Source organism: Streptomyces sp. NPDC048461 (assembly GCF_055587105.1).
Genome location: NZ_JBVJGW010000025.1, coordinates 1 through 14,672, shown reverse-complemented (window position 1 = coordinate 14,672; position 14,672 = coordinate 1). Strand labels below are relative to the sequence as shown.

Genomic DNA, 14,672 nt, shown 5'->3' with positions numbered 1-14,672 from the left:
GGCCGGGAGCGAGCACCTCGTCCGCCGCCTCCCGGAACCCGGTCAGCCCCACGATCAGGGCTTCGACGGCCGCCGTCGGCATCCGCTCCAGCACCGCCGACATCTCCCGCACGCGAATCGCCCGCTGTTCCTCCAGCAGCGCCCTGCCCCGCGCGGTGAGGCGCAGCTCCACCTCGCGGCGGCTGGTCGGGCTGGGCGTGCGCTCCAGGAGGCCCATGGCCGCCATCCGGTCGCAGAGCCGGGTGACCGACGGCGGCCGGGAGCCGAGTACGGCGCCGAGGGTCCGCAGGTTGATCCCGCCGCCCCTCCCGATGACGAGCAGCGCCCTCAGCTGGGAGGGCGAGACGGGGGTTCCCGCGGCGTCCTGCCCCCTGGCGCGGAGCACCTCCAGCAGTTCGGCGGCGGCACTGACGGCCGCGGAGGGGAGTCCTTCCGCGCCGTTTCGACCGCTGCGAGGCACCATACGGCCCACTCTGCCATCGGTGACCGCCCGGTGTCGCACCGGTACCGGGCCGATCCGGGACCCGTCCGGTCCCGGGCCGCGGGCGGCGGGACGCTCCGGGGCCGTCCTACGGGTCCGGGACCGTGTCGTCCGGGCGGCCGTGCCAGTCGAGGCAGACGACCATGGCGTCGTCCTCCGCGTCGATCTGCCCGCGGTGCCCGGCGAGCTCCTCCAGGATCGCCCTGGGCACCTGGGAGGGCGGCAGCAGCCGGGTGTTCATGACGGCCCGGCCCAGGGCGTGCAGGCTGTACCGCTCGCCGCCGGGCGAGGCGACGTCGTAGACCCCGTCGCTCATGAAGAAGAGCCGGTCCCCGGGCAGGACCTGGAGGCGCTGGCAGGTGTAGACGGTGTCCTCGAACATGCCCAGGGGCAGCTGGGCCTCCAGCTCGACCGCCTCCACCACGCCCTGCCGGAGCCGCCAGATCCGGGGGGAGCCGGCGTCGATGACGTCGACCTCGCCGGTGCGCAGGCAGAAGCGCATCAGGAGCATGGCGAGGTGCTGCCGCCCCTGGTGCTGGCCGTAGACGGCCTGGTCGGCGAGGCTGGCCTGGTCCACGAGGTCGAGGCCGCCCCGGCGGGCGTTGCGCAGGGCGCTCACTGCGAGGTTGGTCAGCAGGGCGGCGTCGATGCCCTCGCCCATGCCGTTGTTCACGGTCAGCGTCAGCGCGTCGGCGGAGGTCGACCAGTCGAAGCAGTCGCCGAAGATGGCGTACGCGGGCTCCAGCTGCCCGCCGATGTCGTACTCGGGGCGGGAGCAGGACCGCCCGGGGAGCAGCTGCCACTGCATTTCGGCGGCCAGGGTGAGCCGGGTGGCCCGCCTGGCCCGGAGGAAGACGTCGGTGTCGCGTTCGGCGACCAGGATCTCGTGGGCCAGGGCGTCGGCCAGGTCCTGCAGCTCGGCGAGCAGCTCCGGCGTGTAGCCGTCCACCGGGAGGCCGACGCTCAGCACGGCGAGGCGGTCGCCCCGGACGCTGACCGGCAGGTGCACGGTCACGCCGGCCCGGTCGGTGACCGCGTACGCCTCCTGCGCGCCGAAGGCGCGGCCCGGGGCACTGGTGTGGACGGAGACGGGTTCGGCGGTGTCCGGGAGCTCGGTCACCGGCTGGAGCCTGGTCATGGCGTAGTCGGCCATCAGCAGTTCGACGGCGTGGGCGCGGTACCTCTGGGCGAGGACGTCCCGGACCTTGTCGAACAGCGCGTGCGGCGCGGCATTCCGCAGAATGCGCTCCACTCCCTCGGGTCTGGCCACCGGCCTGGGCCTGCCTCTCTCGAAACTGTCACTATGGGGAGCCACGAAGCCGCCGACCGCGACGGCTCGGGCGACTCGTAGGTCCGGTAGGGAGTGTCACATGCGCGAGAGCCCGATCCGCCCCTCCGGGCCGGTCGCGTCCGCGGTCGTGGAGGTCGGCGAGCTCATCGAGCTGCTGGAGGTCGTCTGGGAGCGGGGCCGGGACACCGTGTGCGCTCCCCCGGTCTCCTCGGCGCAGGCGCGGGTCCTCTTCGTCATCGAGCGGAACGAGGAGATCAACCTGAGCGCGCTGGGCAGGCTGCTCGGGGCGGCTCCCCCCTCCGTCACCCGGCTGTGCGACCGGCTGCAGGCGGTCGGTTTCCTGGAGCGGAACCCGAGCCCGGGCGACCGGCGCGAGCTGCAGGTGCGGCTGACCGCGCGGGGCCGGGCGTACCTGGGGGATCTGCGGTCCCGCAGGCAGGAGGCTCTGACGGAGGCGATGGCCGCCATGCCCGCCCCGTCCCGGGCGGCGCTGGCCGTGGGGCTGTCGGACCTCATCGACGCCGTCGCCGGCCCGCTGCGGCTGCCGGCTGCGGGACGCGCGGAGGCCGCGGAGTCCCGGACCGCCTGAGCGGGCGCCGGACCTGCGTCCGGACGTGCGCCGGCGCCCCGGGGGCGTCGTACGCCCCGGAGCGCCGGCAGGACGGGGGTCAGCCGTTCGGGACGGTGTCCTGGAAGGTGGTTCCGGCGGTGCGGAAGGCACCGACCCTGGCCGCGACCTGGGCGGGCGTGAGCACCTGGTCCTTGACGTGCAGGACGTAGTCCACCTTCTGGTCGTAGGCGCGGGCCGTGGTGCCGGGCTGGCCGTTCAGGTCGATCAGCCACTGGTTGAAGTTGATCGACATGGGGCGCTCGGGCAGGTAGCGGGCGTCGTGGGTGCCGAAGAGCTGCCCGTCGACGTAGTAGGTGATCGCGTTGTTGTCGATGGTCAGGACGAGGTCGTGCCAGCCCGCGTAACTGGTCCGGGCCTCCGAGTGCTGGTTGACGGCCTCCCACGGGTCGGGGCGGTAGGTCTCCCACGAGGTGGTGTAGAGGATGTTGGCCGGCTCGCCCCAGCCGCCGTTGGGGAGGTACTCGAAGTCGTACTCGGCGTAGTCGTCGGCCATGGGGGCCTTGAGGTCGTTGATGGTGAAGAAGGTCTGGACGAGGTGGTCGCCGTCCGGGCCGTACGTGGGCGCGTCGGAGAACTTCACCCGTGCCGCGTAGGTGCCGTTCTTGAACTTGCTGGCCCGGGTGAGGATTTCGGTGTGCTTGGTGCTCTCGCCGGTGCCCGCCGTGGAGGTCTCCAGGTTCATGACGGAGTTCCCGGCCTCCCGCGCGAAGGTCACCTTCTCGGGTGCCCAGGTGGCGCCGGGCACGCCGGGTCCGCCCGCGTTGGAGCGGACGCTCCAGCCGTGCGCGGCGATCGCCGGGTCGGCGTGCGAGCCGTAGTCGAAGTCGTCGAAGAGGGTGGCGCCGGAGGGGCCCGGGTCGGTCGGGTTCGGCGTGGGGCCGGTCGGGCTGGGTTCCGGGTCGGGCGTGTTTCCGCCGGGGGCGGTGCCCCAGACGGTGGAGCCGCCGACCTGGGCGGTGACCTTCGTGAAGTCCCCGTAGGCGGTGCGGGCGGCGTCGAAGGAGTAGTCGTCGGACTGGTTCAGGGTCTGCCAGTCGGCGCGGTGGAAGCGCAGTTGCATGTCTCCGGTGTCGGTCCCCGGGGCGAGCGAGCCGGCGCCGCCGGTGAACGTGATCTCCAGGTAGCGGTCGGCGGTCGCGGTCGGGGTGGCGAGGGTGCCGAAGGTGCCGGTGATGTTCGCGCAGCCCTTGACCGCCCAGGAGCAGGCGAAGCGGTACTGGGTGGCGGGGCCGTCGGCCTTGAAGTAGTAGCGGAGTTTGACCTGGTTCAGCGCCACGGTGGTGGTGCCGTTGTTGACCACCTTGAACCAGGGCTCGACCTGGTCGGCGGTGGCTCCGCCGGCGCTGGTGCGGTACTGCACCTTGACCGACTCGCCGGCCGCGCCGGCGGGCAGTGCGGTCAGGGCGGCCGAGCCGAGGGCGGCCGTCAGGGCGATGGCCAGGGCGGCGGTGGTGCGCCGGGTGGGGGTTCGCATGGTGCGTTCCTCTCGGGGTGGGGGGATCACGGGGCGGGAACGGTGTGCGGGGATCGGCTGCGCACGCCGAGGGCGGCGAGCCGGGTGCGGTGCCGGTCGAGCCGGTGCAGGAAGGCCGGCCAGTCGCGGTGGGCCGACCAGGCGGTCTCCGCGAGGGCGCAGAGCCGGGGGAAGGCCAGGTACTCGAGCTCCGCGGGGGTGCGCGCGTACTCCGTCCACAGCTGGGCCTGGGTGCCGAGGACGCGGCCGGCCGCCTCGGGCTCCCAGTGGGCGGGCGCGGGGTCGTTGTCGTAGACGCCGCGCAGGTCGAGCACGCCGTCCTGGCCGCGGGGTTCGCCGGGGTCGGCGGACTGCGGGTAGTCCAGGTAGGTGGAGCGGAACGGCGCCATGATCACGTCGTGGCCCCGCAGGGCGGCACTGCGGCCGTGTTCGGGGTCCCGCCAGGGCAGCACGGTGAAGGCGGCGGGGAGTTCGGTGCCGGTCTCGGCCCAGCCGAGCGGGCGGCGGCCGAGCGAGGTGAGGTGGGCGGACACGGCCCGCATGAACCAGCCGTGCAGGGCGGCCGGTCCGGCCAGCCCCTCCGCGGACATCCGGGCCCGGGCGGCCTCGGACGTCTCCCATTCGGTACGGGGGCACTCGTCGCCGCCGATGTGCACGTACGGGGCGGGGAACACGTCGGTCACCTCGTCCAGCACGGTCCGGCAGAAGTCCAGCACCTCGTCGTGGACGCCGAACACGTTCTCGCAGACCCCCCAGCGCGTCCAGGTGTCCAGCCGGGCACCGGGGCGGTTGCCGAGGTGCGGGTAGGCGGCGAGGGCCGCCCGGGCGTGTCCGGGCATCTCGATCTCGGGGACCACGGCGATGCCCCGCCGGGCGGCGTACGCGACGAGGTCCGCGAGCTCCGCGCGGGTGTACGCCCCGGCGTGGGGCAGGCCGTCGCCGGCGCTCTCGGCGCGCCGGCCGCCGACCTCGGTGAGCCGGGGATAGGCGGCCACCGGCATCCGCCAGCCCTGGTCGTCGGTGAGGTGGAGGTGCAGCACGTTCAGCTTGTGCAGGGCGAGGAGGTCCACGAACCGGCGTACGTACGCGGCGGGCTGGAAGTGGCGGGCGACGTCGAGCATGGCTCCGCGCCACGCGAACCGCGGCCGGTCGGTGATCCGCAGGCAGGGCAGGGTCCATGCGGAGCCGCGCCGCGCGCTCCCGGCGAGGGCCTCGGCGGGCAGCAGCTGGCGCAGGGTCTGCACGCCGCGGAGCAGGCCCTCGGGGCGGGCCGCGCGCAGGACGACGGCCTCGGTGGACACGGTGAGCCCGTAGCCCTCGGCCCCGAGGCCGCCGAGCGCGGGGTCGAGGAGGAAGACGACGCGGCCGTCGGAACGCGGGGGCAGGGGCAGCCCGGTGGCCGGGGCGAGCGCCTCGCGCAGCAGGTCGGCGGCGGCCTCGGCGCCCGGGCCGGCCCGCACGCCGGTGAGGGCGTCGAGGGTGAAGTGGCCGGGCAGGGCCGTGACGGAGTCGGGGCGGGGGACGAGCGCGATGGCGGTGTGGCGGGACATGCGCGGTGGGGCTCCTCACCTGGTCGGGCGTCCGGTGGAACGGGGCGGCCTGGACGGCGGGTTGACGGGACGACGGGCGGTGGTGACGGGAACGGCGGGCGGCAGGTGGCGGGCGGCAGGCGGGGCGGCGTCCGTGGGGGCCGGCGGTCGACGCGGGGGGACCGGCGATGCGGGGGATCAGCCCTTGACGGCGCCGCCGGTCAGGCCTGCTGCGACCCGGCGTTGCAGGACGAGGAAGAGCAGCAGGACGGGCAGGGCGAAGAGGGTGGCGGCGGCCATCGTCGCGCCCCAGTCGGTGCCGAAGACGTTGGAGAAGGAGGACAGCCACACCGGCAGGGTCCGGTCGTCCTGGTTCTTGATGATGATCATGTTGGCGAAGGCGAACTCGTTCCAGGCGGTGATGAAGCCGAACAGCGAGGTGGCCAGCAGTCCGGGCGCCAGGAGCGGAAGGGTGACCCGCCGGAAGGCGGCGGCCCGGGTGCAGCCGTCGACCTGCGCGGCCTCCTCCAACTCGACGGGGACGGCCGTCAGGAAGGAGCGCAGGGTCACGATGGTGAAGGGCAGGGTCACCATGAAGTAGATGAGGGTGAGGGTGGGGAGGCGGTCCAGCATGTCGGCGTCGCGGGCGATGACGTACATGGGGATGAGCAGGGCTTCCCAGGGGGCGACCTGGGCGATGAACACCATGAGCAGGAACCCGCGCCGGCCCTTCCAGCGGAGCCGGGCCACGGCGAAGGCGGAGCCGAGGGCGACGATCAGGGCCAGGAGCACGCAACCGGCCGTGACCAGGAGGCTGTTGCGCCAGAAGGACCAGAACCCGTCGGCGGCGAGCGCGGTGCGGAAGTGGTCGAGGGTCAGCGAGGTGGGCAGGAACCGGGGGGTGTCCGCCTGGATGGCGGCGGTCGGCTTGAAGGCCGTCAGCACCATCCAGTAGACGGGGAAGGTGCTCGCGAGGAAGACCGCCAGGGCGGTGGCGGTCCGTACGGCGGACGCGAGCGCGCGGCGTGCGCGGTCCGGGGCCGGGGTACGGCGTACGGGCCGGGCGGCCGGGACGGCGGCGCGGGCCGCCCGGGCGTCCGCGGGCCCGGCCGGGGCGATCGGGGTGGCGGGCGGGGCGTTCACTGGTCGGCCTCCTGGCGCAGCAGCCGGCGGAAGTACGCGATGAGCACGCCCACGAGCAGCAGCACGGTGAGGGTGGACACGGCGGCGCCGAGGTCGTAGCGGTGCAGGGACTGGGCGATGCGGTAGGCGTAGACGGGCAGCGTGGTGGTCGCCCCGTCGGGGCCGCCGCGGCTGATCGCCCAGATCTGGGCGAAGCACCGGAAGACCCAGATGACCTCCAGGCACAGGACGAGCCCGAAGACGGGCGAGAGGATCGGCAGGGTGAGGGAGCGGAAGGTGCGCCAGGGGCCGGCCCCGTCGAGCCGGGCCGACTCGTACAGCTCCTCGGGGACCGTGAGCAGCGCGGAGTGCAGGGTGATCGCGGCGAAGGGGACGGACTGCCAGACGACCAGGACGACGAGGATGGTGAAGGTGGCGGGGCCGTCGGCGAACCAGGAGTAGTCGCGGTAGGACTCGAAGCCCAGGGTGACCAGCAGCCAGTTGACGACTCCCAGGCGGGAGGCGAAGAGCCACTGGAAGACGGTCGTGGTGGCGATGACGGGGCTGGCCCAGGCCAGGACGAGGCCGCTGGTGACGAGGACGCGCAGGCTCCGGCCGAGGCGGCGCAGCAGCAGGGCGATGCCGGTGGACAGGAGCATGATGAGGACGACGTTCAGGGCGGTCCACCCCAGGGTGCGCCGGGTGACCTGCCAGAACTCGGGGTCGGCGAGGATCCTGCGGTAGTTGTCCAGGCCCACGAACCCGGCTCCGCCGCGGATCAGTTCGGTCATGCCGTAGTGCTGGACGGAGATCAGCAGGTTGCGCAGGAGCGGATAGCCGAGCAGGAGCAGGCAGCCGAGCAGGGTGGGGACGATCAGCAGGTAGGGCAGGAGTGCGCCTGCTCCGGGTCGCTTCGGCATGTCCGGCTCAGGAGCCCAGCGTCTTGGTGATGCTGTCGGAGGCGGTGCGGGCGGCCCGGGCCGGATCCGTGCCGGTGAGGACGGCCGTCATGTAGCTCTTGATCGGGTTGGTCGCCTCGACGGCGGCCCACTGGGGGGAGTTGGGTGTGGCGCGGCCCCGTGCCGCGCCGGCCGCCATGGCGGCGGTGCCCTCGTCGTCCTGGACGACGTGGGCGAGGCCGGTGCGGTTGGGCACGTAGCTCATGGCCCGGGCCAGCTCGGTCTGCCACTGCTCCCCCGCCAGGGCCTTGACCACTTCGTACGCCGCTTCCCGGTTCGCGGAGGCCGCGGGCACGATGAGGTCGGAGCCGCCGGTGAACACGGAGCCGGGCTGGTCGGCGGTGGGTCCGGGGACGGGGAAGAAGCCGAGCTTGCCCGCGAGGGCGGGGTTGGCCTTCTCGATGGCCTTCGCGCCGCCGGGGACGGAGATGATCTGGGCGACGTCGCCCTTGGCGAACACCTCGGCCTGCGGGGGCTTGGCCTCGTCGGAGTCCTTGGGGCCCTTGCCGAGGGCCTGGAGCCGGCCGTAGTAGTCCATGGCCCGCTGGACGGCGGGGGTGTCGAGCGCCCCCTTCCACTTCCCGCCGTCCTTGACGGCGAACTCTCCCCCCTCGTCCCACACGAACCCGGCGAGGGTGTACCAGTTCTGGCCCGGCAGGTAGATGCCCTGCCGGCCGCCGGTGTTGAGCTTGGCCGTGACGGCGAGCCATTCGTCCCGGGTCCGGGGCGGGGCGGTGATGCCCGCCTGGGCGAAGTGGTCCTTGTGGTAGACGACCACGCGGTTCGCGGCGTACCAGGGGATCCCGTACTGCTTGCCGTCGATCTTCCCGGGGGTGGCGAGGCCGGGCAGCCAGTCCGCGCCGGCGAGCTCGGCGGTCTTCCCGGTGAGGTCGGCGACCCCGCCGCCGGCCGCGTACTGGGCGACCTGGGTGTTTCCCACCTCGATGACGTCCGGGGCGTTCTTGCTGGCCAGAGCCGCGGTGATCTTCTCCCCGATGCCGTCCCACTCCTGGATCTGGACGTCGAGCGTGGTGTCCGGATGCTGCCGGCGGAAGTCGTCCGTGAAGCGGGTCAGGAAGTCCTCGGAGACGCTGTCGCGCATGATCCAGACGGTGAGGCGGGTGCCGCCGGCCGCGTCGCCGCCGGATTCGGACGGGGAACCACAGGCGGAGACGGCGGCCGCGGCCAGCAGGAGTGCTGCCGGTCCGGCGATGGTACGGATCTTCACGGAACACCTCGGGTTCTGAACGCGCCACGGAGTCGTGCGAGTTGACCAATTGGCAAGGTGGTCAGCTGGGTGGCTAGAAGGTGACATGACCCAGTCATCGCGTCAACCCTCCCCGCCGACAGGATTCTCAGCGGGAGTGTCGCGAGGAAGCGAGTCAAGTGGTTAGATGCATATGACCAGTTGGATAGATGACCAGATGGCAGGGGGCGAACCGTGGGAGAGACCTCCCCTGGAGGGGACTCGGGACCCGGGGCGACGGGACCCGGGGCGACGGGACCCGCACCGAGGTCGGGCAAGGGAGCCCCGCCGGCGGGATCGGCGCCGGCGCCCGGGGCGGTGCTCAAGCGGGAGCGGGTCCGCGAGCACCTGCTCGGCCTGATCGACATCCGGCGCCCCGGCGACGCGATCCCGTCGGAGCGCACCCTCTGCGCCACCCTGGAAGTGTCCCGCCCGACGCTGCGCGCGGCCGTGGACGAGCTCGTCGCCACCGGCGCCCTCGTACGGGAGCACGGGCGCGGCATGTTCGTCGCCCCCGCGAAGATCACGCAGGAACTCTCCGCCGGCGAGGCCGCGTTCGCCGTCCGGCAGGCCTCGGGCCACTGGTCCAGCAGGGTTCTGGAGCACTCGACCATCCAGGCGGGCGCCCGGATCGGGCGCCGCCTGCGGATCTCCCCCGGGGCGGAGCTGCTCTACATCGCACGGCTCCGTCTGGTGGACGGGGCGCCGATGGCGATCGAGCACCTGCACATCCCGGCCGACCTGATACCGGCACTGACACCCGCCGAGCTGGAGGCGGGCGACCTCTACGAGCACCTGCGCAACCACCACGGCGTCTACGTGCACGAGGCGCAGCAGTCGATCGAGCCGACGGTGGTCAACGAGGCGGAGGCGGGCCTGCTGGACGTGCCGCTCCTCTCCCCCGCCCTGCTCATCGAACGGCTCACCACCGATTCGACCGGCCGCCCCGTGGAGTACGTGCACTCGGTGTACCGCGGCGACCGCTACCGGATCGTGTCGCGGCTGGCGCTCGGGGCGACGGTCCCCGGCGCCCCCCGGCCCGGCCACCACCCGGGCATCCCCCCGGGCGACCTGGGGCGCCGCGGCATCATCATGTCCACGACGAGCGGCGACATCCACACGAGCGCCTGACGCACCGGAGCGGTACGGCCCGGCAGGCGCGCTGCGGCGCGGCGCGGCGCGGCGCCCGAGCGTTCGCGACCGCGTTTGCCGAAACGGCAAGCGAACGCGACGCCGCCCCGCCGTTCCCCGGATGATCGACAGCAGCCTTGACCCGAGGCGCGCGCCGAACCCCGGAGGAACCATGCCGCAGCAGTCCACGGAACCCGTCCACCGCCTGGTCCCCGCGCCCGCGGGCCGCATCCACCTCGTGGAGCAGGGCAGCGGGCCGCTGGTGCTGCTCGTGCACGGCTTCCCGGAGTCCTGGTACTCCTGGCGCCACCAGCTGCCGGCCCTGGCCGCGGCCGGGTACCGCGCGGTCGCCGTGGACGTCCGCGGCTACGGCCGCTCCTCCAGGCCGGAGGGCATCGACGCGTACCGGATGCTCGAACTGGTCGAGGACGGCGTCGCGGTCGTGGAGGCCCTGGGCGAGCGGACCGCGGTGATCGTCGGCCACGACTGGGGCTCGGCCATCGCCTCGAACTCGGCCCTGGTCCGGCCGGACGTCTTCCGCGCGGTGGGCCTGCTCGGCGTTCCCTACACCCCGCGCGGCGGACCGCGGCCCGGCGAGGTCTTCGCGGGGATGGGCGGGGAGGAGGAGTTCTACGTCTCCTACTTCCAGGAGCCGGGTCGCGCCGAGGCCGAGATCGAGCCCGACGTCCGCGGCTGGCTCGCCGGCTTCTACGCCGCCCTGTCCGCGGACACCATGACCGGACCCGACGCACCCGACGCACCCGGCGCACCCGGCGCACCCGGCCCGTACTTCGTCCGCCGCGGCGGAACGCTCCGCGACCGGTTCCCGGCGGGGCCCCGGCCCGCCTGGCTCGGCGAGGGCGATCTCGACGTCTACGCCGCGGAGTTCGAGCGGACCGGCCTGCGCGGAGCCCTGGCCCGCTACCGGAACATGGACCGGGACTGGGAGGACCTCGCCCGCTTCGACGGCGCCCCGGTGACCCAGCCGTCCCTGTTCGTCGCCGGCGGCTCCGACCCCTCCCTCACGTGGCTGGCCGACGCCGTCGAGGCGTTCGGCACGACCCTGCCGGGCCTGCGCGGCTCCCACGTCCTCGAAGACTGCGGCCACTGGGTCCAGCAGGAACGCCCCGCCGAGACCAACCGCCTCCTGACGGCCTGGCTCGAATCCCTGCCCCGCTGACACCGGGCGGGGGCCGGGGACGGCCCGGAGGACAGCCCTTAGGGTGGCTCGGACCGTACCCGTTGCCGGGTGTCCCCCTCCCGGCCGGCCTGCCCCCAGGAGTCACCCATGGCCCGCTCGCTCGACGGCCTCGTCTTCGCCCCCGTGGCCGACCAGGCACCCGGTCAGGTCGGCCGGCAGACCCGGTTCGCGTACCACGAGCGGGACGGCCGCGTCCGGGCCGAGTACTCCGGCGGGGACGTGGTCACGGGCTACCTGGTCGGCACGCGGACCGCCGACACCCTCGACTTCCGCTACGTACAGCTCCGCGCCGACGGTACGACCGCGTCCGGGCACTGCGTCTCCCTCGTGACGGAACTCCCCGACGGCCGCCTGCGCCTGGAGGAGACCTGGACGTGGGAGTCCCGGGAAGGAAGCGGCACCAGCGTGGTCGAACAGCTCCCGGCCTGAGGCCTGCGCGTCGGCCGCCCGGGAAGACGGTGGACCTACGCCTTTGGTGCCGGTCCGTGCGGGCCCGCAGCCCGATTTCGCGGAGCGCAGCGGCGGCTAGCGTCGCAGCATGCGCATAGGACTACTTGGCACCGGCAACGTCGCCCGAGCACTGGCCCACGGCTGGGGCGCCGCAGGACACGACATCCTCCTCGGTTCGCGCCGTCCGGAGGAACGGACGGACCTCGGGCTGCCCGTGGCGGGCCTGAGCGAGGCGGTCGCCCACGCGGAGGTGCTCGTCAACGCCACACCGGGGGGCGTCTCCGTGGAGCTGCTGCACTCCATCGGGGCGCCGGCCCTGGCGGGCACCCTGCTGATCGATGTCGGGGTCGGCCTCTCCGACGACTTCGCCGAGCTGTCGCACCCCAACAGCAGCCTGGGCGAACAGATCCAGGAGGCGTTCCCGCTGACTCCCGTCGTCAAGACGCTGTGCACCATGGACTCCACCGTGATGACGGCCCCGGGCGGTCTCGACGGCCCGAGCACCGTGTTCCTCTCCGGCGACGACGCCGAGGCCAAACGGACGGCCGGCCGGCTGCTCACGGACCTCGGCTGGCCCGCGTCGTCGCAGCTGGACATCGGCGGCATCACCACCGCACGCGGACAGGAGCACTTCGCCCTGCTCTTCATGGGCATCGCGGGCGGTCTGGGATCCCACACGTTCAACGTCAACGTGGTCGCCGCCCGGGCCCTGCCGCCCGTGTGACCCCGTACGCCCGGCCGGGCCGAAGGCCGTCCGGCCGGGCGGAAGACCGGGGGGGAAGACCGGGTGGAGGCCGCTCGCCCGAACCTCCGTTCGTCAGCACGGGACGGTCCGCGCCGCACGTCCGGGTGGTACTTGGCCGCCCGGGGGCGTTCCGGCCGTTCGGGTCCGGGCGAGCGGCAAGAGTTGCCTTCATGATCATGAACTCCGATGCAGGGCCGGACGTCCCCGAAGCTCCCCGCTCCCCCGGCGCCCCCGCGCGGGCGCCCTCCCGCCGGCCTTCCCGGCGTACCGTCATCGCCGGCGCGGCCGCCGTCGCGGGTGCCGGGGGGCTGGCCGTCGCCGCCACCTCCGCCGAGACCTCGCAGGCCGCCCCGGCCGCCGCGGTCACCGACTGGGGGTCCTGCCTGGCGGTCGCCCGGGCCATCCTCGTACGGGACGACGAGGACCAGCCGCTGGTACCGCGCTATGCCGACGTCCTCCTGAAGAGCGGCCTGCCCCGCTCGCGCCGCCCCGGCAAGAAGGTGCTGATCGTCGGCGCCGGGCCGGCCGGGCTCACCGCGGCGCACCTCCTGCGCGAGGCCGGGCACCGGGTCACCGTCATCGAGGCCAACGCCAACCGGGTGGGCGGCCGGATCAAGACCTTCCGCACCGGCGGTCACGAGAACGCCGCCCAGCCCTTCGCCGACCCGAAGCAGTACGCCGAGGCCGGTGCGATGCGCATCCCCGACAGCCACCCCCTGGTCACCGGGCTGATGGACGGCCTCGGCCTCAAGCGCCGCCGCTTCCACCTGGTCGACGTGGACGGGACCGGCCGCCCCGCCCACCGGACGTGGATCTTCGTCAACGGCATCCGCGTCCGCCGCGCCGACTACGCGCGCGCCCCCCAGGCCCTGAACCGTTCCTTCGGGGTACCGCAGGCGTACGAGTCCGTCCCCGCCGCGCAGATCGTCCGCACCGCCTTCGCCCCCGTGCGCAAGGAGATCGACGGCAAGCAGGACCGGGCGCTCGTCGAGGGCTGGGCACGCATCATCCAGCGCTACGGCCACATGTCGATGTACCGCTTCCTGACGGAGGAGGCCGGGCTCGACGAGCGGACCATCGACCTGATCGGGACGGTCGAGAACCTCACCTCCCGCCTGCACCTCGCCTTCGTGCACAGCTTCATCGGCGCCTCCCTGATCAGCCCCGACACCGCCTTCTACGAACTGCCCGACGGCACCGCCACCCTGGCCGACGCGCTGTACTCCCGCGTGAAGGACCTCGTACGGCTCGACCGCCGCGCCACCCGCATCACCCACGGCGAGGGCAGGGCCACCGTCGAGACCGTCTCCGAGGGCCGCGGCGGCAGCCCCGTACGGCGCGAGACCTTCACCGCCGACACCGCCATCGTCACCGTCCCCTTCTCCGGCCTGCGCCACATCCCCATCAGCCCGGCGCTCTCGTACGGCAAGCGGCGCGCGGTCACCGAGCTGCACTACGACGCCGCCACCAAGGTGCTGCTCGAATTCAGCCGCCGCTGGTGGGAGTTCGACGAGGCCGACTGGAAGCGCGAGCTGGAAGCCGTACGGCCCGGGCTGCACCGGAAGTACCAGACCGGGCAGACGCCGGCGGACGGGAGCCTGCTGGGCGCCCACCCCTCCGTGCCCAAGGGCCACGTCTCCGCCGGCCAGCGCGCGCACTACGCCGCCTGCCGGGTGGTCACCCGCGACCAGCCCGAGGCGGCCGGCGTCTTCGGCGGCGGCTCGGCCACCGACAACCCCAACCGCTTCATGTTCCAGCCCTCGCATCCCGTCGAAGGCAGCCCCGGCGGCGTCGTCCTCGCCGCCTACAGCTGGTCGGACGACGCGTTGAAGTGGGACTCCCTGGACGACGAGGAGCGCTACCCGCGCGCCCTCGCCGGTGTCCAGGAGGTGTTCGGGCAGCGCATCGAGGTGTTCTACACCGGCGTCGGCCGCACCCAGTCCTGGATGCGCGACCCGTACGCCTACGGTGAGGCGTCCGTGCTGCTGCCGGGCCAGCACACCGAACTGTTCCCGCACGTCGGAAGGGCCGAGGGGAGCCTGCACTTCGCCGGGTGCCACACCTCGATCAAGCCGGCGTGGATCGAGGGTGCCCTGGAGTCCGCGGTGCGGACCGCCCTGGAAGTACACCTGGCGTAGCGGCGCCCGGGAGACGCCGCGCCGGGCCCACCGCGGAACCGGTGGCGGGTCCACGCGAAAGGGCGGCGACCCGGGGCCCCCGGGCCCCGGGGGCGCCCCGCCGTCCCCCACCCGCCGGGCCCCCCGCCCGGGCGGCCCCCGCCGGCCGGGGGGGCACCCCGCCGGGGCGGTGGAAGGCGGGGACCGGGAACGGCGGGCGCCACGCGGCGGGGGGGTCTGCCGGGCGTAAGGCCAACCATAATCCCAGCCCGCAAATGTCACGCCCCGGGGCAAA

General features: G+C 73.7%; 12 protein-coding genes and 1 pseudogene. 6 read left to right on the top strand and 7 right to left on the bottom strand.

Annotated elements, in window-relative coordinates:
• Positions 1-4: 4 nt before the first annotated feature.
• Positions 5-463 (bottom strand): annotated as a pseudogene (locus ACZ6S8_RS31605) (MarR family winged helix-turn-helix transcriptional regulator); the annotation flags it as partial.
• Positions 464-569: 106 nt separating this feature from the next.
• A complete protein-coding gene (locus tag ACZ6S8_RS31600; RefSeq protein WP_469460856.1) occupies positions 570-1,751 on the bottom strand; it encodes a PP2C family protein-serine/threonine phosphatase in 1,182 nt (393 codons plus the stop codon).
• Between the two features lie 100 nt (positions 1,752-1,851).
• Between ACZ6S8_RS31600 and ACZ6S8_RS31595 the strand changes: the two genes are divergently transcribed.
• The gene (locus ACZ6S8_RS31595; RefSeq protein ID WP_469460855.1) at positions 1,852-2,361 is read left to right on the top strand and encodes a MarR family winged helix-turn-helix transcriptional regulator; all 510 of its coding nucleotides are present in this window, start codon (positions 1,852-1,854) and stop codon (positions 2,359-2,361) included.
• Between the two features lie 79 nt (positions 2,362-2,440).
• Here ACZ6S8_RS31595 and ACZ6S8_RS31590 read toward each other — a convergent pair whose 3' ends face one another.
• From ACZ6S8_RS31590 to ACZ6S8_RS31570, 5 genes are all read right to left on the bottom strand, one after another.
• Positions 2,441-3,877, bottom strand: a complete 1,437-nt coding sequence (locus ACZ6S8_RS31590; RefSeq protein WP_469460854.1) for a cellulose binding domain-containing protein — start codon at positions 3,875-3,877, stop codon at positions 2,441-2,443.
• Between the two features lie 26 nt (positions 3,878-3,903).
• Positions 3,904-5,427, bottom strand: coding sequence for a beta-N-acetylhexosaminidase (locus ACZ6S8_RS31585; RefSeq protein ID WP_469460853.1), 1,524 nt, complete (start codon positions 5,425-5,427; stop codon positions 3,904-3,906).
• Positions 5,428-5,604: 177 nt separating this feature from the next.
• Complete coding sequence (locus ACZ6S8_RS31580; RefSeq protein ID WP_469460852.1) at positions 5,605-6,549, bottom strand: carbohydrate ABC transporter permease; 945 nt, start codon at positions 6,547-6,549, stop codon at positions 5,605-5,607.
• Entirely contained in the window at positions 6,546-7,448 is a 903-nt protein-coding gene (locus ACZ6S8_RS31575) for a carbohydrate ABC transporter permease (RefSeq protein WP_469460851.1), read from the bottom strand. Before ACZ6S8_RS31575 ends, ACZ6S8_RS31580 begins: the two co-directional genes overlap by 4 nt.
• A gap of 7 nt (positions 7,449-7,455) precedes the next feature.
• On the bottom strand, positions 7,456-8,715 hold the full coding sequence (locus ACZ6S8_RS31570) for an extracellular solute-binding protein (protein WP_469460850.1): 1,260 nt from the start codon (positions 8,713-8,715) through the stop codon (positions 7,456-7,458).
• A gap of 336 nt (positions 8,716-9,051) precedes the next feature.
• Here ACZ6S8_RS31570 and ACZ6S8_RS31565 point away from each other — a divergent pair, with 336 nt between their 5' ends.
• The 5 genes from ACZ6S8_RS31565 (at position 9,052) to ACZ6S8_RS31545 (ending at position 14,398) form a co-directional block, all read left to right on the top strand.
• Positions 9,052-9,864: a GntR family transcriptional regulator gene (locus ACZ6S8_RS31565; protein WP_469460849.1), complete on the top strand. Its 813-nt coding sequence runs from the start codon at positions 9,052-9,054 to the stop codon at positions 9,862-9,864.
• 172 nt (positions 9,865-10,036) lie between these two features.
• Positions 10,037-11,044 carry an alpha/beta fold hydrolase gene (locus ACZ6S8_RS31560; RefSeq protein WP_469460848.1) on the top strand — a complete coding sequence of 336 codons (1,008 nt, stop codon included), beginning with the start codon at positions 10,037-10,039 and terminating at the stop codon, positions 11,042-11,044.
• 108 nt (positions 11,045-11,152) lie between these two features.
• On the top strand, positions 11,153-11,494 hold the full coding sequence (locus ACZ6S8_RS31555; protein WP_469460847.1) for an avidin-fold protein: 342 nt from the start codon (positions 11,153-11,155) through the stop codon (positions 11,492-11,494).
• A gap of 109 nt (positions 11,495-11,603) precedes the next feature.
• A complete protein-coding gene (locus ACZ6S8_RS31550) occupies positions 11,604-12,239 on the top strand; it encodes an NADPH-dependent F420 reductase (protein WP_469460846.1) in 636 nt (211 codons plus the stop codon).
• Positions 12,240-12,436: 197 nt separating this feature from the next.
• Positions 12,437-14,398, top strand: a complete 1,962-nt coding sequence (locus ACZ6S8_RS31545; RefSeq protein ID WP_469460845.1) for a flavin monoamine oxidase family protein — start codon at positions 12,437-12,439, stop codon at positions 14,396-14,398.
• The last annotated feature ends 274 nt before the right edge of the window (positions 14,399-14,672 follow it).